This is a genomic window from Nonomuraea sp. NPDC048892 (assembly GCF_040649735.1).
GTDB classification, from domain to species: domain Bacteria; phylum Actinomycetota; class Actinomycetes; order Streptosporangiales; family Streptosporangiaceae; genus Nonomuraea; species Nonomuraea maheshkhaliensis.
The window spans coordinates 40,324-59,139 of sequence record NZ_JBEZFZ010000015.1 but is presented as its reverse complement, the minus strand read 5'-3'; the positions used below and the strand labels follow the sequence as shown (position 1 = coordinate 59,139).

The following is an 18,816-nucleotide window of genomic DNA, read 5'->3' as shown; positions in this document are numbered from 1 at the left end:
GCTGCCCCAATCAGGGGGGACATACCATGGCAACGATGGAGTTCACGGAGTGGATCAGGGGACGCACCGACGCACAGCTGCGGGCGCTCGTCTCCGCGCGGCCAGAGCTGATCACTCCGGTGCCCGCGCATCTGGAAGGCCTCGCCACACGAGCGGGCAGCCCGTCGGCGATCGGCCGCGTTCTCGACCGGCTCGACCGGTTCACGCTGGCGGTCGTGGAGACGCTGGCCGTACGCGACGGCCCGGTGCCGAAGGACGAGCTGCGCGAGCTCATCCGGGCGGCGCTGGCGGGCGCCGATCCGGAGAACGCCCTGGCGACCGGCGAGGCGGGCAGCGCCGACCCTGAGCCGGCGCTGTCGGCCGCCCTCGACCGGCTGTACGACCTGGCCCTCGTCTACGGCCCCGACGACGCGCTCGACCTGGGACCCGGCGTACGCAAGCTGCTCGACGACCCGGCGGGGCTGGGCCCGCGGGCCGTGGACGCGTTCCGGCACCACGCGCCCGAGCAGCTTGAGGAGATGGCCGACGACGTCGCCCCCGGCACCACCGGCTCGGGCAAGGAACGGCTGGCGGCGGCGCTGGCCCGGCCCGCCGCGCTGATCGAGTCGGTCTCGCCGGAGGCCAGGGGCGCGCTCGACCAGCTCGTCTGGGGCCCGCCGACCGGCCGCGTGCCCAACGCCAGGCGCGAGGTGAGCGTGGCCACGGCCCGTTCGCCCATCGAGGAACTGCTGGCGCGCGGCCTGCTGGCGGCCACGGGCGAGGAGATCGTGGCGCTGCCCCGCGAGGTGGGCCTCTACCTGCGCGGCGGCCGGGTGCACCGCGACCTGCTGGCCGTGCCGCCGCCGCTGGAGGGGGCCGCGCGCGATGCCGAGCTGGCCGACCGGACGGCGGCCGGGCAGGCGTTCTCGTTCGTCAGGTCCGTGGAGGAGCTGTGCGAGCGGTGGAGCGTCGAGCCGCCGGGCGTGCTGCGTACCGGAGGGCTGGGCGTGCGCGACCTGAAGCGCACGGCGGGCGAGCTGGACCTGCCCGAGTGGGTGACCGCGCTGGTGATCGAGGTCGCGCACGCGGCCGGGCTGATCGCCGCGGGCGGTGGCGTGGACGGCGAGTGGCTGCCGACCTCCGGCTACGACCTGTGGCGGGTCAGGGGGACGGCCGACCGGTGGACGGCGCTGGCGCTCACCTGGCTGGCCATGGACCGCGTGCCCGGCCTGGTCGGCGACCGCGACGAGCGCGACAGGCCGCTCAACGCCCTGCACGCCGACCTGCGCCGCTCGTCCGCGCCCGGCATCAGGGCGGCCACAATGAGCGTGCTCGCGTCGGCTCCCGGCCTCGCGCCCGCGCGCGACGCCGTGCTCGAACGGCTGGCGTGGGAGCAGCCGCGCCGCAGGGGCCCGCTGCGCGAGCAGCTGACCGAGTTCGCGCTGCGGGAGGCCGAGCAGGTGGGCGTGACCGGGCTGGGCGCGCTGTCCACGCACGGGCGGGTGCTCGTCGAGGGCGGCGACGCGGCCGCTGTGCTCGCCCCGCTGCTGCCTGAGCCGGTCGATCACGTGCTGCTCCAGGCCGACCTGACCGCCGTCGCGCCAGGCCCGCTGACGAGCGAGCTCAACCGCTGGATGACGCTCACCGCCGACATCGAGTCGAAGGGCGGGGCCACGGTCTACCGGTTCAGCGAGAGCTCGATCAGGCGCGCCCTCGACGCGGGACACGGCGGCGAGGAGCTGGTCTCCATGCTGGCCAGACACTCGGCCACGCCGGTGCCACAGGCGCTGTCCTACCTGGTGACCGACGTGGCCAGGCGGCACGGGCGGATCAGGGTGGGCACCGCGAGCGCGTACATCCGCTGCGACGACCCCGCGCTGCTCGACCAGATCACCGCCGACCGCCGCTCGTCCGCGCTGCGCCTGCGCCGGCTCGCGCCGACCGTGATCGCCTCCCGCTCGCCGCGCGCGGCGCTGGTCGACTCGCTGCGGGCCATGGGGTACGCGCCGGTGGCCGAGTCGCTGGACGGCGACGTGATCATCTCCCAGCTGGAGAGCCGGCGCACCGAAGGGCTGGCCCCGGTCCGCGCGGTCGCCTCGCCGAACGGCCTCGATCCTGAGGTCGCGGCGGCGGCCGTACGCGCCCTGCGAGCCGGCGACGCGGCCCACCTGGCCCGGCGTGAGCCCGTGGACGCGCCGGCCGGCCAGGTGCCGCGCGGGCCCGCCACCGCGACGATCTCGGCCCTCCAGGAGGCGATCAAGCAGGGCGTACGGGTGTGGATCGGCTATCTCGACTCGCAGGGCAACGCCACCTCGCGCATCCTGGAGCCGGCCAGGATGGAGGGCGGCTACCTGACCGCGTACGACGAGACCAGGGCCGCCGTCCACCGCTTCGCCCTCCACCGCATCACCGGCGTGTCGGGCCTCTGACCTGCGACGGCGCGAGGCCCGCGAACGAGAAGGCCGGGTTACCGGGTCAGCGGTGCGACGCGGTCATGAGTGACCGGGTCAGCGTCTGGCGCGCCACCGCCGCGGCGGGCCCACCGGCCGACTCCAGCCGCCGCAGCTGCAGGTCGGAGTCGGCCGGATAGCGGACCGACAGCCCGCCGCCCAGCGCCAGGGCCGCCGTCGTGGCCCTGATGTCCGCGGGGTCCGCCGCCCAGCGCAGCGCGACCCCGAGTGCCTCGGGAGCGAGGGTGTCGTCGGCGCACATGTACGACAGCACGTTGGCCGCCGCCACCCGCTCGGCCGCGCTCCCCTGCCCCCACACCTCCAGGAACTCCTGCCGCACCTCGTTCGGCGAGTGGCGGGCCAGCAGCGCCACCCCCTCCGCGGCGCGAAGCTGGACCGCGGGCCCCTGCCCCGGCAGCGACAGCACCCAGGAGCGCAGCGGCTGCCACAGCCAGAAGGCGTAGCGCGCGACCAGCTCCCCCAGCACCCGCTCGCGCTGGTGGGCCGCGCGGAAGCCGGTGAGCCCGCCCTCGGCGCCGATCAGCGGCCCCGAGGCGGGACGGTGGCTCTGCTCCTCACAGAGCTTCTCCAGCCGGGCGAGCTGCCGTTCGTAGACGGAGCCGGCCAGCCGGTGGGTGAACGCCAGCGCGGCCACGGCCAGCACCTCGCGGATGGGCGGCTTGGTGTCGAACCAGGCCGCCACCTCGTCACCGGCCGGCTCGTCGCCCCGGGTCAGGCGCGCGGCCAGGCGCACGACCTCGGCGGGGGTGGCCAGGGTCAGCGCCAGGTCCCTGGCCCTGCCCACCTCGTCGCCGCCGAGCCCCGCGCGCCGGTCGAACGTGCGCAGGCACAGGTCGAACAGCTCTCCCCGGTCCGGCACGGTCCACCGCTGCTCCACCTCGACCGCCTGGGAGAGCTCGCCGCCCCTGGTGACGACCAGGTAGGAGCCGAGTTCGGCCAGCTTGCGGGCCAGGTTGACCAGCTCGGTGCGGTCGGTGCTGGGCGTGATCCAGTCGTGCAGCAGGTAGGCCCGGCCCGGCTCGTAGTCGATGCCGGTCAGCAGCTCGCCCGCCGCCGCCGCCGGGGACAGCACGGTGATCGTGCTCTCGGCCAGCGACATGCGCGACAGCAGCGCGAGCCCGCCTAATCGCCGGCCCGTCTCCTCCTCGCCGACGAGAACGAGCAGGTGGCGGGTGGTCAGCCGGCGCATCGCCTCGGGGAAGCCGCCCGGCTCCAGGTAGGGGCAGAGCAGCGCGTCGGCCTCCCTCCGGCTGAGGTCTCCCGTGGCCGGACCGGCCACGGCACGGAGATGGTCACCGACCGTTCTGAGACTTCCGGTGAGCGTTATGTTGTCGAGGTCGATCTCGCCCGGTACAGGCGTTTCGGTCACGAAAGTCACCTCGGGATTAACGGGGAAGTTTTCTACAGGAAGCTTTCCTGCCCAACAAGTTTCTTCATTCGCGTACGGCGGGGTCGCACAGCGTCACCATCTCCAGCCCTACCTGCGAAAACAGTCGCGCAGTCAGGTCGGGCCGGATACGCAGAGCGGACCTTTCCTCACTACTCAAGACCTCGCGGCCCTCAGATCTTCCACCATTACACGATCCCGGCCAAACTGAAAACACAAATGACACGAAAGCGGATTTATGCTCATTTACGGGCTACATGAAGACCGTCCACAATGACTAGTCAAGGCGAAGGAGACTTGACTGCGCCTCCTCACTCGCATCAGGTTGGGCATGTGACCGAGCAAACGCTGGGCCGTCTGGCCGAGGAGTCGTGGGACCGTTTCGACGACCACGACTCGGTGTTCTACGAGGGCGTCTGGCACCGCAGTCACACGCTCGCCGAGCGGGCGCGCCGGATGTGCGGCGGATTCGCCGAGGCGGGGATCCGGCCCGGCGACCGCGTGGCCGTGATGATGGCCAACTGCCCCGAGGTGCCGCTCATCTACCAGGCGCTGTGGGCGGCGGGCGCGGTGGTGACGCCGGTGGTGTTCCTGGTGGGGCCGGAGGAACTGCGGCACATCCTGCTCGACAGCGGCGCCCGCGCCATCGTCTCCTCGCCGGAACTGGCCGCCACGGTACGCGCCGCCGACGTGGACATCCCCGTCTACGTGGACACGGCGGAGCTGGAGCAGTCGACCGGACGCGGCCCCGTGACCAGATCCCCCGGCGACCTGGCCGCCCTCATGTACACGGGCGGCACCACGGGCCGGGCCAAGGGCGTCATGCTCAGCCACCGCGGCCTGTGGCAGGTCGCCAAGGACGCCTTCGAGCTGTCCCGCCAGGAGGGTCTCGACCGCGCGCTGATCCCCGTGCCGCTGTCGCACGCGTACGGGCTGATCGTCACCGTCGCCTCGATGCACGCCACCGAGCCGCAGCAGGCGGTGCTCATGCGCTGGTTCGACCCGAAGGCGTTCCTCGCGCTGGCCGCCGAGCACCGCGTCCAGTACGGCAGCGTCGTCCCCACCATGATCCACCTGCTGCTCGCCGAGCCGCTCGACGAGCACCCACTGCCCGACCTGGCCTTCCTCACCTGCGGCGCGGCGCCGCTCGGCCGGGAGGCGCTGGAGGAGTTCGAGCGCAGGATGCCGGGCACGCAGATCCTGGAGGGCTACGGCCTGACCGAGACGAGCGCGGTCACCACCTTCAACCCGCCGGGCCGGCGCCGGGTCGGCAGCGTCGGCCTGCCGCTGGCCGGCTACTCGATCACCGTCCGCGACGGCGACGGCGAGGCGGTGGAGACGGGGGACGTGGGCGAGATCTGCGTCTCGGGCGAGTCGCTGATGCTCGGCTACTGGGGCGAGCACGAGCCGGACCCCGAGGGCACGGCGCTGGTCGGGGCCGAGTTGCGGACCGGGGACATCGGCTGCGTGGACGACGACGGCTACCTCTACATCGTGGACAGGAAGAAGGACCTGATCATCAGGGGCGGCTTCAACGTCTTCCCGCGCGACGTGGAGGACGCGCTCAACCGGCATCCGGACGTCGTGCTGTCGGGCGTCGTGGGCCGCCGCGACCCGCATCTCGGGGAGGAGGTCGTGGCGTTCGTGCAGCTCAGGGAGGGTGCGAAGGTGACGGCCGAGGAGCTGATCGGGTGGGCTCGGGACCGGGTGGGGCGGGTGAAGTATCCCCGTGAGGTGCGCTTCGTCGACTCCGTCCCGGTGACGAGCGTGCTCAAGCTGGACAGGAAGGCACTGCGGGAACGACTCGGCTGAGCGACGCCCGGACGGCCCGGCGATCTCGCGCGAGCGATGCCCGGAGGCCCTGTGATCTCGTACATCGGGTCAGGCGCCGGCCAATTCCGTGATAAGTGTTGACCTGTCTGGAGGTGAACATGAGTCAGGAAAACCCGTCGGGCTATCCGTACCAGCCCTATGGTGCCCCCTACGGTGAGCAGCCGCCCCCGCAGTACGGCTACGGCTACGGCACGCCTCCACCACGTAACAACGGCCCCAACGCCAACGCCATCGTCTCTCTCGTGCTCAACCTGCTCGCGGTCGTCTCGTGCTGCAACATCCTCGGCATTCCCGGCGCGATCCTGGCCGGCCTGGCCCTCGGCCGGGCCAACACCGATCCGCGTTCGGCCCGCAGCATGGTGATGTGGAGCTGGATCCTGTTCGGCGCGGGCTTCGTGCTGACCATCGCCGGCTTCGTCATCCTCGGGGTCAGCGGCGCGTTCGACGACTAGGCCGCGCGGCCGCCCCCATCCGGTCCCTCAGCCGGCATCGTGGACTAATCCTGGCTCCACCGTTGTTGGAGTCTTGAAGCGGGGACGCCGGGATCACGAGACGATGGTCCTGTCGCGCCGAGCCCCCGTCTGAACCCCACGGAGAAATGCCAGTGAGCGATGGACCGCTGATCGTCCAGTCGGACAAGACGCTGCTGCTTGAGGTCGACCACGAAAGAGCCGACGCCTGCCGTAAGGCGATCGCCCCGTTCGCCGAGCTCGAACGCGCTCCAGAACACGTCCACACCTACCGCGTCACCCCGCTGGCGCTGTGGAACGCGCGCGCCGCGGGCCACGACGCCGAGCAGGTCATCGACGCGCTCATCGGCTTCAGCCGCTACCCGGTGCCCCACGCGCTGCTCGTGGACATCGCCGAGACCATGGCCCGCTACGGCCGGCTCCGGCTGGAGAAGGACCCGGTCCACGGTCTGACCCTCACCTCCACCGACCGGGCCGTGCTCGAAGAGGTGCTGCGCTCGAAGAAGATCCAGCCGATGCTGGGCGAGCGGATCGGCGCCGACTCCGTCGCCGTGCACCCGAGCGACCGGGGCAACGTCAAGCAGGCGCTGCTCAAGCTCGGCTGGCCCGCCGAAGACCTGGCCGGCTACGTCGACGGCGAGCAGCATCCGATCAAGCTGCTGGAGGACGGCTGGGAGCTGCGCCCCTACCAGCGCGAGGCGGCCGAGGCGTTCTGGAACGGCGGCTCCGGCGTGGTCGTGCTGCCCTGCGGGGCGGGCAAGACCATCGTCGGCGCGGCCGCCATGGCCCACGCCGAGGCCACCACACTCATCATGGTCACCAACACGGTCTCGGCCCACCAGTGGAAGACCGAGCTGCTCAAGCGCACGTCCCTGACCGAGGACGAGATCGGCGAATACTCCGGCACCAAGAAGGAGATCCGCCCGGTCACCATCGCGACCTACCAGGTGATGACCACCAGGCGCAAAGGCGTCTACAGCCATCTGGAGCTGTTCGACGCCCGCGACTGGGGCCTGATCGTCTACGACGAGGTCCACCTGCTGCCCGCGCCGATCTTCCGGATGACCGCCGACCTCCAGGCCCGCAGGCGGGTCGGGCTGACTGCGACGCTGGTGCGCGAGGACGGGCGCGAGGGCGACGTGTTCTCCCTGATCGGCCCCAAGCGTTACGACGCGCCCTGGAAGGAGATGGAGAACCAGGGCTGGATCGCGCCGGCCGACTGCGTCGAGGTGCGCGTGACGCTGACGGACGAGGAACGGCTGGCGTACGCGATGGCCGAGTCCGACGAGCGCTACCGCTTCTGCGCCACGACGCCGTCCAAGACGCACGTGACCGAGGCGCTGGTCCGGCGCCACCTGGGCGAGCAGGTGCTGGTCATCGGCCAGTACATCGACCAGCTCGACGAGCTCGGCGAGCACCTCAACGCGCCGGTCATCAAGGGCGAGACCCGGGTCAAGGAGCGCGAACGCCTCTATCAGGCGTTCCGCGACAAGGAGATCCAGGTGCTGGTGGTGTCGAAGGTGGCCAACTTCTCCATCGACCTGCCTGAGGCCGCCATCGCGATCCAGGTGTCGGGGACGTTCGGCTCGCGTCAGGAGGAGGCGCAGCGGCTCGGGCGGGTGCTGCGGCCCAAGGCCGACGGCGGGGGCGCGCGGTTCTACACGGTGGTCAGCAGGGACACGGTGGACCAGGAGTTCGCGGCGCACCGGCAGCGGTTCCTGGCCGAGCAGGGGTACGCGTACCAGATCATCGACGCCGACGACGTGCTCGGCGGCGTCTGAGTGGTGTCTGAGGGGCGTCTGAGACGCCCCTAGATGATTGCTTCCAAGGGGGCAGCGGTCGTAGGTGTTCAGGGCGGCGGGTGCCCTGGTCCGCTTCGGAACTGGCCACATGCCCTCGTGTGCTAGCGTCTGTGGCGACTTCTCACCGTAGGGTCCCACCCTCGCCATTCAGCCTCCTCGTGTCCGGTGACACCAGGAAGGTGGAAGTCACACCAGATCCTGACAAGGGGTGTGACGATGGGTGCTGCCCAGGAAACAGATCCGGCTGTGGAGGCCGTCGATCTGGTCAAGACCTATCCTGCGGGCCGGAGCAAGGCGCCGGTCACGGCACTGCGGAGGCTGAGCTTTTCCGCGGCGAAGGGGAGCGTCTTCGGGCTGCTCGGCCCGAACGGGGCCGGCAAGTCGACCACGGTGAAGATCCTCTCGACGCTCTCGGCCGCCGATTCCGGATCCGCGCGCGTGGCGGGGATCGATGTGCGGACGCGGCCGGAGCGGGTGCGCCGGGCGATCGGGTTCGTGTCCCAGAAGCCCGGCACGGACCCGATGGCCACCGCAACCGAGAACCTGCTGCTTGCCGGGCGCCTGCATGGGATGTCCCGCCGGGATGCCGTGGCGCGGGCCCGCGAGCTCGTCAACCGGTTCGGCCTGGCCGATGCCGCGGACCGGCTGGTGCAGACGTACTCCGGCGGCATGGCCCGCAAGCTCGACGTCGCGCTCGGCTTGATGCATCGCCCCCAGGTGCTCTTCCTCGACGAGCCGACGACGGGGCTCGACCCGCAGGCCCGCAGCGAGATGTGGGCCGAGATCGCGCGGATGGCCGGGCAGGAGGAGATGACGGTGCTCCTGACGACGCACTACCTGGAGGAGGCCGACCACCTCGCCGACCGGCTCGCGATCGTCGATCACGGCACGGTGGTCGCCGCGGGCACCCCGGACGAGCTCAAGAGCGAGCTGCGCGGCGATGCGGTGCACGTGGAACTCGCCCAGGCCGACGACAGGGCGCTTGCGGTGTTGCGGACGGTGCCCGAGCTGCGGGAGATCACCCTGGAGGGCAGCACCGTCCGCGGCCGTACCAGTGACGGTGCCCGGGCGTTGCCACCGGTCCTTGCTGCGCTGGAGGAAGCGGGCGTCGCGGTGAGCTCCGCGACGCTCGCCAGGCCCTCGCTCGATGACGTCTATCTCCGGCACACCGGCCACAGCCTCGACGCCGCCGCGGCCCCGAAGACTCTGGAGGTGACGAAGTGATCACCGCACCCGCGCGCTTCGCCAGTTCGGCTCCGCTGACCGTGATCACGCACTCCGCGCTACTGACCGGCAGGCTGCTGCGCAGCCTGAGGCGGATGCCAACCTTCCTCATTATCGGCCTCGTCCAGCCGGTGATCTGGCTGCTGCTGTTCGGCCAGCTCTTCCGCTCGGTCGTGAACCTGCCCGGGTTCACCCACGCAGACGGCGGCTTCCTGCAGTTTCTCACCCCGGGCGTGGTGATGATGACCGCGCTGTTCACCAGCGCATGGGCGGGAACGACCTACCTCCAGGACATCGACCGCGGCGTGATGGACCGGATGCTCACCTCCCCGGCCAGCCGGGTTGCCCTGGTGATCGCGACCATGGCCTACCAGGCGATCCAGACGCTCATCCAGAGCCTGATCATCGTGGCCATCGCGTTGCTCGCCGGTGCCCGCTTCCCCGGGGGCGCAGCCGGCGTCGCCGTCACACTCCTCGCCGCAGTGCTGCTGTCCCTGATCTTCTCGGCGCTGTCCGACGTCGTCGCCCTGCTGACCCGCCAGCAGGCAACGCTCATTGCGATCTCCCAATTCACCACGCTGCCGCTGATGTTCCTCAGCTCGGCCGTGATGGACCTTGCCCTCGCACCCGCCTGGGTCGGCCACGTCGCCGACTACAACCCCATGGAATGGGCGGTCACCGCGGCCCGGGAGGCGATGCTCGCCCACATCGACTGGAGCACGCTCTGGGCACACCTGGGGCTGCTCGCAGCAACAGCCCTGGTGATGGGCCTGATGTCCACGCACGCCTTCCGCGCCTATCGGAAGGCGGCGTGACGCAGCCGATCGGGCCAGGCGACGACGCGCCGGGCCTGTCGGGCGAGTGTCCAGGATCGGTGCTGGTCAACGCTGAACCGTGGAGGACTCAGACGCTGGATGCTGACCTGGACACCCTCACGACCGCACTCTTTGTGCGGACCGACGATCTGCTGCTGGAATCCCCGGAGCTAGCGCCGTGGCGGCCGACGGTGGGGATTCCACCCAGGCTGTCCGACGCCGAGCTGGTCACGCTGTCGGTGATGCAGGCCCTGCTCGGTTTCACCTCCGAGCGCCGGTGGATCCGCCACGCCCGTACGCACCTGGGGCACCTGTTCCCGTATCTGCCCAAGGCACCCGGCTACAACAAACGGCTGCGCAAGGCCGGCAGGCTGATCCAGCAGGTCATCCGGCTGCTCGCGGTCGACACCATGCTCTGGTCGGACGACGTGTGGGTAGTGGACTCCACTCCGGTGGAGTGCGGCCGCTCCCGGGAGACCGTCAAACGCTCGGACTTGGCAGAGTGGGCCGAGTACGGGTACTGCGCCAGTCACTTTCGGTTCTTCTGGGGGCTGCGGCTGCACTTGGTGTGCACGCTGCACGGACTGCCAGTGGCGTTCGCGCTGACAGGAGCCAAGGCCGACGAGCGCGAGACCCTGCTTGCCATATTCGATGTCGAACCGCGGCTGGCCACCGACCGGCCCGGTCAAACCCTGATCGATGACAAGAATCATTTCGGCGTCGGCTTCGAGCAGCGGCTCACCGAGCTGGGCCTCCAGCTGCTGCGGCCTGCCCGTAAGGACGAGGCCGAGCGTCCCGGCTCGCAGCTGTTCAGGCCGCTACGGCAGCTTATTGAGTCGGTGAACGAGACATTCAAGGGCCAGCTCGACCTCGAACGCCACCGCGGCCGCACTGCGGCCGGCGTGATGGTCCGCGTCCTACAGCGGATCCTCGCACTGACCAGCGTGATCTGGCACAACGATCAGACCGGCCAGCCCGTCATGCGTGCCCTGACCGCCTACGACCACTGAACCCCTTGGAAGCAATCATCTAGGAATGGTGATGCCCGGCCGCTCGCCCGAGCGGCCGGGCACATCCGCGTGGTGTCATGTCCACGAGACTCCGCGGGCCGACGACATTCGAACCACCCCCCTCACCTGCGTACTATCACGCCGCCTGCGACATACCCCCATGATCCGACAAACCCACCTGAAATGCCCGATTATCTCGGTGTTCCCAGGTTCGTTACGAACGTACGGATCTGTGGTAATTCGCGCAAGCCGAGCACGTCAAACATGCCCTCTCGGCGCACCGGCAGGCCCCTCAGCGCACGAGCAGGCCACCGAGGAAGAGCACACCCTCCGCGACGATCCATGCCAGCACCCCGGCGCCCATCAGCCGCGCGAAGGCGTGGGGATCGTGCCTGGGCCACGGGAGCAGCCAGGCGGCCACCGTGCAGCAGGCGGCCAGCACCGCGAACAGCCCCGAGACGGCGGAGACCGTGGACAGGCGCTGCGAGCACAGTGAGGCGGCCTCCCCGCCCGCGCAGAACGCCTGCGCCCCCCACCCAGCGAACACCGACAGACCCCACAGCGCGGCGAGCAGGAAGCTCGCGATCGTGGGGATGACCGGCGAGAAACGAAGCTGGACCCGCACCACCTCCTGTGCGTACCCAGACCGCCGCCGGTAAATGCTTTGGAGTCATGTCGAAGTCGCCGTTAAACTGGTCGATTCGCTGCCTTGACCACCTCCGAAACCGACAGGGAGGCACTTCCGCATGCCCGCACACCAGCTGGCACCCGACATACCCACCGACGTGCTGGCCGCCGAGCAGGCGCATCTGGCCGAGTCCAGGGCCGCGCTCAAGGCCATGCGCGCCCACGCCCAGTCCCTGTCCGCCGACGCGGCCGGCGACTGGGTGTCGCAGCAGATCCTCCAGTCGCTGCTCGACCAGCGCGTCGCCGCCCTGGCCGACCATCCGGACACGCCGCTGTTCTTCGGCCGCCTCGACCGTGCCGCGGGTGACGACCTGCCCGGCACGATCTACGTCGGCCGCCGCCACGTCCACGACGGCGGAAGCAAGCCGCTGGTCATCGACTGGCGGGCGCCGGTGTCCCGCGCGTTCTACCAGGCCAGCCCGGCCGACCCGATGGGCGTCGTACGCCGGCGCCGCTTCGGCTACCACGGCGGCGCGCTCACCGCGTTCGAGGACGAGCCGCTCGGCGAGGGCGGCGAGATCGGCCCGTCGAAGATCCTCACCGAGGAGATCGAACGGCCCCGCACCGGGCCCATGCGCGACATCGTGGCCACCATCCAGCCCGACCAGGACGAGATCGTCCGCGCCACGCTGGCCCAGACCGTATGCGTGCAGGGCGCGCCCGGCACCGGGAAGACCGCCGTCGGCCTGCACCGCGCCGCCTATCTGCTGTTCACCCACCGCGAGCGGCTGGCCAGGTCCGGCGTCATGATCGTCGGCCCCAACCGGGCCTTCCTGTCCTACATCTCCTCGGTGCTGCCCGCGCTCGGCGAGGTCAAGGTCGACCAGACCACGGTGGCGGGCCTGCTCGGCGACCACGCGGCGCCCGAGGACCCGCTGGTGGCTGCGGTGAAGGGCGACGCCAGGATGGCGCCGGTGCTCGAAGCCGCGCTCTGGCTGCACATCGTCAAGCCCGAGGACGGCCTGGTGTTCACCAAGGGCGCCTACCGCCACCGGGTGGCCGACTACGAGGTCCGCGAGATCGTGGCCTCCCTGCGCGGCACCACCCGCTACAACCCCGGCCGGGCCGCCCTGGCGCAGCGGCTGGCCCACATGGTGCTGGTCAGGATGGAGCAGCGCGGCGAGTCTCCCGACGACCGGGTGCAGGACGCGGTGGCCAGGTCGAAGCCGGTCAAGCAGCTCGTGGACGCCGTCTGGCCCAAGCTGACGCCCGAGCAGGTGCTGTTCCGGCTGCTGTCCGACCCCGGCTTCCTCGGCCGGGCCGTCAAGGCCGCCAAGTCGGATCTGTCGCCGGAGGAGCAGGAGCTGCTGATCTGGCGCAAGCCGTACCGGAGCTGGAAGTCGGCGAAGTGGTCCGCCGCCGACGCCGCGCTCCTCGACGAGCTGGGCGACCTCATGGAGCGCACGCCGTCGCTCGGCCACCTCGTGGTGGACGAGGCCCAGGACCTGTCCGAGATGCAGCTGCGCGCGCTCGGCCGGCGCTGCCGCAACGGCTCGGCCACCGTGCTGGGCGACCTGGCCCAGGGCACGACGCCGTGGTCCACCACCTCGTGGGAGTCGGTGCTGCACCACCTGGGGCAGGGCGAGGGCGAGGTGACGGAGCTGACGCTGGGCTTCCGTGTGCCGCGCGAGGTGCTCGACTACGCCGCCCGGCTGCTCCCCTCCATCGCGCCCGCCCTGGCCGCCCCGCGCTCGCTGCGCCCCGGCCTCGGCTCGCTCACCGTGAGCGAGGGCGGCTCGGTGGCCCGGGCGGCCCAGGAGGCGCTGGACAAGGAGGGCTCGATCGGGGTCATCGTCCCCGACGCGCTCATCGACGAGGTCTCGCGGGCTCTGGCGGAGCTCCCCCACGCCGTGCTCGACCCCGACGCCGCTCAGGAGCACCGCCTGCTGATCGTGCCCGCCACGCTGGCCAAGGGTCTGGAGTACGACCACGTCATCGTGGTCGAGCCGGCCGACATCGTCGCCGCCGAGCCCAGGGGCCTGGCCCGGCTGTACGTCGTGCTGACCCGAGCGGTGACCTCCCTGACGGTCCTGCACGACAAGACGCTCCCGGCGCAGCTGACGGCGTGAGAGCGGCGGGCACGGCCGCTTCTAGGATGGCTGGGCAAGCAGCTCTCAACCTAGGAGGATGCCGTGCCCGCACCGCTTCCACACGAATACCTGCCGTCGGTTCCCGCGCTCACGGTCGAGAGTGACGACCTCCAGGACGGCGCGAGGCTCCCCGACCTCCACGTCTTCAACGACTGGGGCATGACGGGCGGGAACCAGTCTCCCCACCTGCGCTGGTCCGGCGCCCCCGAGGGTACCCGGAGCTACGCCGTCACCTGCTACGACCCCGACGCCCCCACCGGCAGCGGCTTCTGGCACTGGGTGCTGTTCGACCTGCCCGCCTCGGTGACGGAGCTGCCCGCGGGCGCGGGCAGCTCTCCCGACTTCAAGGGCCTGCCCGAGGGCGCCGGGCACGCGCGCAACGACTACGGCACGAAGGCGTACGGCGGCGCCGCCCCGCCCCCCGGCGACCCGCACCGCTACGTCTTCACGGTCCACGCGCTCGGGGTCGACCGGCTGGGCGTCGACAGCGACGCCAGCCCGGCGGTGGTGGGCTTCAACATCACCGCCAACACCCTGGCCCGCGGCCATATCGTCGCCCTCTACGGCGTCTGACCGCGAGACACATGAAAGCGCCCCGCCACGGCGGCGGGGCGCTTTTCGTGCCGGCGATCGTCACCGCCGGCGACCTCGTGTGTCAGCCGGGCCCGCCCACCGGCGGCCGAAGCCGGCCGGATCCGGCCGCGGGCCGGGCGGCCTCAGTCGGCCAGCCAGCCCTCCGGGCAGGCCATGAGCTGCGGAAGCAGCGCGTCGAGCACCGTGAGCCCGGTCTGCGCGTTGGGCAGGCAGATCGGCCCCTGCAGCTCACGCAGCAGGGGGATGTCGTTCAGCGACAGGGCGCTCCGCTCGGCGAAGGCCGGGGCGGCCGGGGCGGTGGTGGCGGCGACGAGAGCCAGGGCGGCGACGCCGAAAATGCGCTTGCTGCGGGAAAGCATCCTCTTACTCCTTTGTACAGGTGGTGTGGTGGCACCACCCTTCCTCACTTGGAGTAGCCGAGCAATTGTGAAACGTAATGGCAGTCAAACAAAACAAGAGCGGCCCGGAAAAGCCCGGACCGCTCTTCGTTCTTACGACGAGAAAAGACCTAGAAGTCCATGTCGCCGCCGCCGGGCATGCCGGCCGGCGCAGCGGGGGTCTTCTCGGGCTTCTCGGCGATGACGGCCTCGGTGGTGAGGAAGAGCGCCGCGATGGAAGCGGCGTTCTGCAGCGCGGAGCGCGTCACCTTGGCCGGGTCGAGGATGCCCACCTCGAACATGTTGACGTATTCGCCGGTCGCGGCGTTGAGGCCCTCACCCGGGGTGAGGTTGCGCACGCGCTCGACCACGACGCCGCCCTCAAGGCCGGCGTTGACCGCGATCTGCTTGAGCGGCTCCTCCAGCGCCTTCTTGACGATGGCGGCACCGGTGGCCTCGTCGCCCGTCAGCTCCAGCTTGTCGAACGCCTTGGCGCCGGCCTGCAGCAGGGCCACGCCACCACCGGGGACGATGCCCTCCTCGACGGCCGCCTTGGCGTTGCGCACGGCGTCCTCGATGCGGTGCTTGCGCTCCTTGAGCTCGACCTCGGTCGCGGCGCCGGCCTTGATCACGGCCACGCCGCCGGCCAGCTTGGCCAGGCGCTCCTGCAGCTTCTCGCGGTCGTAGTCGGAGTCGGTGCGCTCGATCTCGGCGCGGATCTCGTTGACCCGGCCCGCGATCTGCTCGGCGTCACCGGCACCGTCGACGATCGTGGTCTCGTCCTTGGTGACGACCACCTTGCGGGCGCGGCCCAGCAGGTCGAGGGTGGCGGTCTCGAGCTTGAGGCCGACCTCCTCGGCGACGACCTGACCGCCGGTCAGGATCGCGATGTCGTTGAGCATGGCCTTACGGCGGTCACCGAAGCCCGGGGCCTTGACCGCGACCGAGCGGAACAGGCCTCGGATCTTGTTGACGACCAGGGTGGCCAGGGCCTCGCCCTCGACGTCCTCGGCGATGATCAGCAGCGGCTTGCCGGACTGCACGACCTTGTCGAGCAGCGGCAGCAGGTCCTTGTTGGCCGAGACCTTGCTGTTGACGATCAGGATGTACGGGTCTTCGAGCACGGCCTCCATGCGGTCGGAGTCGGTCACGAAGTACATCGACGTCATGCCCTTGTCGAAGCGCATGCCCTCGGTGAGCTCGAGCTCAAGGCCGAAGGTGTTGCTCTCCTCGACGGTGATGACGCCTTCCTTGCCGACCTTGTCCATCGCCTCGGCGATGAGCGAGCCGATCTCGGGGTCGGCGGCGGAGATGGAGGCGGTGGAGGCGATCTGCTCCTTGGTCTCCACGTCCTTGGCCAGCTTGGAGAGCTCCTCGCTGACGCGCTCGACGGCCGCCTCGATGCCCTTCTTCAGGGCCATCGGGTTGGCGCCGGCGGCGACATTGCGCAGACCCTCGCGCACCAGCGCCTGGGCGAGCACGGTGGCGGTGGTGGTGCCGTCACCCGCGACGTCGTCGGTCTTCTTGGCGACTTCCTTGACCAGCTCGGCGCCGATCTTCTCCCAAGGGTCCTCGAGCTCGATCTCCTTGGCGATGGACACACCGTCGTTGGTGATCGTGGGAGCGCCCCACTTCTTCTCCAGCACGACGTTGCGGCCCTTGGGACCCAAAGTCACCTTGACGGCGTCGGCGAGCTGGTTCATACCGCGCTCGAGACCGCGCCGGGCGTCCTCGTCAAACGCGATCATCTTGGCTGCCATAAGGCTAGACCTCCCAGATACAGGGTGGCTTGTCGTGGACCGAGCCGACGCCCGCGACGGCATGGGCCCGCATCTCCGTTCGGCAGACCCCATCGTCTCGATCCGATGTTGGCACTCTGCTGCACAGAGTGCCAACGAACTGTTTAGCACTCTACCCTGCCGAGTGCAAGCGAACGCACCCGCGCCGGATGTTCCTCCCCAGGTCAGAAGTCAGTACGGCGAGCCGCCCGAAGCAGCTCGCCGCACGCGAGTCGACGATTGAGAGGTGACGGTTCGCACGGACTGCGCTGCCGTGCGAGCCCGCCCGGTGCATACCAGTTGACGTGACCTCAGACCGTGCGGACGGACTCCGCCTGCGGCCCCTTCTGGCCCTGCGTGATCTCGAACTCGACGCGCTGACCCTGTTCGAGAGAGCGGTACCCGTCCATCATGATCGCTGAGTAATGGACGAATACATCCTTACCACCGTCTACCGCGATGAAGCCGTAGCCCTTGTCCGCGTTGAACCACTTGACGGTGCCCTGCGCCACTTCCGACTCCTCTTACTGGTCTCTCAGATCTCGCCCATTCCTCCGCGAGGCCTGTAATCGCCTGACATAACTGAAAATCATGCAGACGATCGCCCTCGACCATACCTGTGGCACGGGGTTTGGCAACAGAGTCAATCTGCAAACCAGGTATTTCTTCGCAGCGAAGCTCGTACAACGGTGAATTAGCCCTGGAAAAGCAGAAGGCGCCCACAAGGGGCGCCTTCCACGATCGGGGATGCCGCGGCACTCAGCCGCCGGCGACCGCGGGGATGATGGAGATCTGCGTGCCCTCTGGGGCGGGAGTGTCGAGACCCTGGGCGAAACGGACGTCCTCTTCCCCAACATAAACGTTGACGAAACGTCGAATCTTGCCCGATTCATCCAGAATTCTCGCGCCGATGCCCGGGTAGTCGGAGTCCAGCTTGGCGAGCACGTCACGAAGAGTCGCGCCTTCGCCACTCACTTCGGCGTTGCCCCCGGTGTACGTGCGCAGAATGGTGGGAATCCGCACAGAAACGCTCATGGTAAATGTCGCCTTTCCTGGTTGTCAGACAGTCGCGCGGAACGCGTCGAGGGAGGGCCGGATCACGGCCGTGGGCGCGGCGTCGTCGCTGATGGCGTCGAGCGTCTTGAGCCCGTCGCCGGTGTTCAGCACCACGGTCTCGGCCTCGGGGTCGAGCCTGCCGCTCTCGGCCAGCTTCTTCAGCACGCCGACGGTCACCCCGCCCGCGGTCTCGGCGAAGACTCCCTCGGTCGAGGCGAGCAGCTTGATGGCGGCCACGATCTCGGCGTCCGTGACGTCCTCGACGCCCCCTCCGGTGCGTCGTGCGATGTCCAGCACGTAGGGACCGTCGGCCGGGTTGCCGATGGCCAGTGACTTGGCGATGGTGTCGGGCTTGACCGGCTGGACGACGTCGTGACCGGCCTTGTACGCGGCCGACACCGGCGAGCAGCCTTCGGCCTGTGCCCCGAAGATCTTGTAGGGCGTGTCCTCGACCAGCCCCAGCTGGATCAGCTCCTTGAAGCCCTTGTCGATCTTGGTGAGCTGGGAGCCGGAGGCGATGGGGATGACGATCTGCTCGGGCAGCCGCCAGCCGAGCTGCTCGGCGATCTCGTACGCGAGCGTCTTGGAGCCCTCGGCGTAGTAGGGCCGCAGGTTGACGTTGACGAAGCCCCACTTGTCGCCCATGGGGTCGCCGATCAGCTCGGAGCAGAACCGGTTGACCTCGTCGTAGCTGCCGTCGATCGCGATCAGCCGACCACCGAACACGCGGGCCATGGCGATCTTCGCGGCTTCGAGGTCGGACGGGATGAACACGCACGCGTCGAGCCCGGCCCGCGCCGCGGCGGCGGTGACCGCGCCCGCGAGGTTGCCCGTGGAGGAGCAGGAGAGCGTGTGGAAGCCGAAGTTGCGCGCCGCCTCGACGGCCATGGCGACCACGCGGTCCTTGAAGGAGTGGGTGGGGTTTCCCGAGTCGTCCTTCACGTACAGGGATTTGAGGCCCAGTGACTTGCCGAGGTTTCCGGCCTTGACCAATTTGGTCCAGCCCGGGTTCATATTCGGCTTTTCGGTCACGTCAGCCGGGACGGGGAGAAGCGCGCGGTAACGCCAGATGTTGGCCGGGCCGGACTCGATGTCCGCCCGGGTCACCGTGCCGAAGTCGTAGGCCGCCTCAAGCGGCCCGAAACACTCCAGACAGGCGAAGCTCGGACCCAGGGGGTAACGCGCGCCGCACTCGCGGCAGGACAGACCGACAGCAGGACCAAAGTCGAGCGACATGAAGCGA

General features: G+C 69.9%; 16 protein-coding genes. 9 read left to right on the top strand and 7 right to left on the bottom strand.

Going from position 1 to position 18,816, the window contains the following annotated elements; genetic code table 11:
* Positions 1-35: 35 nt before the first annotated feature.
* Positions 36-2,408, top strand: coding sequence for a helicase C-terminal domain-containing protein (locus tag AB0C28_RS36870; RefSeq protein WP_358080205.1), 2,373 nt, complete (start codon positions 36-38; stop codon positions 2,406-2,408).
* 46 nt (positions 2,409-2,454) lie between these two features.
* Here AB0C28_RS36870 and AB0C28_RS36865 read toward each other — a convergent pair whose 3' ends face one another.
* Positions 2,455-3,819, bottom strand: coding sequence for a hypothetical protein (locus AB0C28_RS36865; protein ID WP_358080204.1), 1,365 nt, complete (start codon positions 3,817-3,819; stop codon positions 2,455-2,457).
* Positions 3,820-4,170: 351 nt separating this feature from the next.
* On the opposite strand from AB0C28_RS36865, the gene AB0C28_RS36860 reads away from it, so the two are divergent.
* From AB0C28_RS36860 to AB0C28_RS36835, 6 genes are all read left to right on the top strand, one after another.
* Complete coding sequence (locus AB0C28_RS36860) at positions 4,171-5,649, top strand: AMP-binding protein (RefSeq protein ID WP_357853353.1); 1,479 nt, start codon at positions 4,171-4,173, stop codon at positions 5,647-5,649.
* A gap of 119 nt (positions 5,650-5,768) precedes the next feature.
* Positions 5,769-6,122 (top strand): DUF4190 domain-containing protein, encoded by a 354-nt coding sequence (locus AB0C28_RS36855; RefSeq protein WP_358080203.1) that lies wholly within the window; start codon positions 5,769-5,771, stop codon positions 6,120-6,122.
* A gap of 146 nt (positions 6,123-6,268) precedes the next feature.
* Positions 6,269-7,921: a DNA repair helicase XPB gene (locus AB0C28_RS36850; RefSeq protein WP_357853359.1), complete on the top strand. Its 1,653-nt coding sequence runs from the start codon at positions 6,269-6,271 to the stop codon at positions 7,919-7,921.
* 237 nt (positions 7,922-8,158) lie between these two features.
* Complete coding sequence (locus AB0C28_RS36845) at positions 8,159-9,166, top strand: ATP-binding cassette domain-containing protein (RefSeq protein WP_358080202.1); 1,008 nt, start codon at positions 8,159-8,161, stop codon at positions 9,164-9,166.
* On the top strand, positions 9,163-9,981 hold the full coding sequence (locus AB0C28_RS36840; protein ID WP_357853365.1) for an ABC transporter permease: 819 nt from the start codon (positions 9,163-9,165) through the stop codon (positions 9,979-9,981). The genes AB0C28_RS36845 and AB0C28_RS36840 overlap by 4 nt, the downstream gene beginning before the upstream one ends.
* Positions 9,982-10,076: 95 nt before the next feature.
* Positions 10,077-10,991, top strand: coding sequence for an IS982 family transposase (locus AB0C28_RS36835; protein WP_358080308.1), 915 nt, complete (start codon positions 10,077-10,079; stop codon positions 10,989-10,991).
* A gap of 292 nt (positions 10,992-11,283) precedes the next feature.
* Here the strand turns inward: AB0C28_RS36835 and AB0C28_RS36830 are convergent, their stop codons facing one another.
* Positions 11,284-11,616 (bottom strand): hypothetical protein, encoded by a 333-nt coding sequence (locus AB0C28_RS36830; protein ID WP_346111262.1) that lies wholly within the window; start codon positions 11,614-11,616, stop codon positions 11,284-11,286.
* Between the two features lie 121 nt (positions 11,617-11,737).
* On the opposite strand from AB0C28_RS36830, the gene AB0C28_RS36825 reads away from it, so the two are divergent.
* Together AB0C28_RS36825 and AB0C28_RS36820 are read left to right on the top strand one after the other, a co-directional pair.
* Positions 11,738-13,747 carry an AAA family ATPase gene (locus AB0C28_RS36825; RefSeq protein WP_358080201.1) on the top strand — a complete coding sequence of 670 codons (2,010 nt, stop codon included), beginning with the start codon at positions 11,738-11,740 and terminating at the stop codon, positions 13,745-13,747.
* Positions 13,748-13,810: 63 nt separating this feature from the next.
* The gene (locus AB0C28_RS36820; protein WP_357853373.1) at positions 13,811-14,341 is read left to right on the top strand and encodes a YbhB/YbcL family Raf kinase inhibitor-like protein; all 531 of its coding nucleotides are present in this window, start codon (positions 13,811-13,813) and stop codon (positions 14,339-14,341) included.
* A 143-nt stretch (positions 14,342-14,484) separates the two neighbouring features.
* Here AB0C28_RS36820 and AB0C28_RS36815 read toward each other — a convergent pair whose 3' ends face one another.
* The 5 genes from AB0C28_RS36815 to thrC form a co-directional block, all read right to left on the bottom strand.
* On the bottom strand, positions 14,485-14,721 hold the full coding sequence (locus AB0C28_RS36815) for a hypothetical protein (protein ID WP_357853375.1): 237 nt from the start codon (positions 14,719-14,721) through the stop codon (positions 14,485-14,487).
* Positions 14,722-14,870: 149 nt separating this feature from the next.
* Positions 14,871-16,499: a chaperonin GroEL gene (gene groL, locus AB0C28_RS36810; RefSeq protein WP_357853378.1), complete on the bottom strand. Its 1,629-nt coding sequence runs from the start codon at positions 16,497-16,499 to the stop codon at positions 14,871-14,873.
* A 329-nt stretch (positions 16,500-16,828) separates the two neighbouring features.
* Entirely contained in the window at positions 16,829-17,029 is a 201-nt protein-coding gene (locus AB0C28_RS36805) for a cold-shock protein (RefSeq protein WP_106250594.1), read from the bottom strand.
* Between the two features lie 247 nt (positions 17,030-17,276).
* Entirely contained in the window at positions 17,277-17,552 is a 276-nt protein-coding gene (locus tag AB0C28_RS36800) for a MoaD/ThiS family protein (protein WP_132331077.1), read from the bottom strand.
* Positions 17,553-17,576: 24 nt separating this feature from the next.
* Positions 17,577-18,809: a threonine synthase gene (gene thrC / locus AB0C28_RS36795; protein WP_357853383.1), complete on the bottom strand. Its 1,233-nt coding sequence runs from the start codon at positions 18,807-18,809 to the stop codon at positions 17,577-17,579.
* Positions 18,810-18,816 lie beyond the last annotated feature (7 nt).

Coding starts and splice junctions, on each gene's coding strand:
- groL (WP_357853378.1), bottom strand. CDS start 16,499: ATGGCAGCCAAGATGATCGCGTTTGACGAGGACGCCCGGCGCGGTCTC.
- thrC (WP_357853383.1), bottom strand. CDS start 18,809: ATGTCGCTCGACTTTGGTCCTGCTGTCGGTCTGTCCTGCCGCGAGTGC.
- AB0C28_RS36870 (WP_358080205.1), top strand. CDS start 36: ATGGAGTTCACGGAGTGGATCAGGGGACGCACCGACGCACAGCTGCGG.
- AB0C28_RS36825 (WP_358080201.1), top strand. CDS start 11,738: ATGCCCGCACACCAGCTGGCACCCGACATACCCACCGACGTGCTGGCC.
- AB0C28_RS36815 (WP_357853375.1), bottom strand. CDS start 14,721: ATGCTTTCCCGCAGCAAGCGCATTTTCGGCGTCGCCGCCCTGGCTCTC.
- AB0C28_RS36855 (WP_358080203.1), top strand. CDS start 5,769: ATGAGTCAGGAAAACCCGTCGGGCTATCCGTACCAGCCCTATGGTGCC.
- AB0C28_RS36845 (WP_358080202.1), top strand. CDS start 8,159: ATGGGTGCTGCCCAGGAAACAGATCCGGCTGTGGAGGCCGTCGATCTG.
- AB0C28_RS36850 (WP_357853359.1), top strand. CDS start 6,269: ATGCCAGTGAGCGATGGACCGCTGATCGTCCAGTCGGACAAGACGCTG.
- AB0C28_RS36800 (WP_132331077.1), bottom strand. CDS start 17,552: ATGAGCGTTTCTGTGCGGATTCCCACCATTCTGCGCACGTACACCGGG.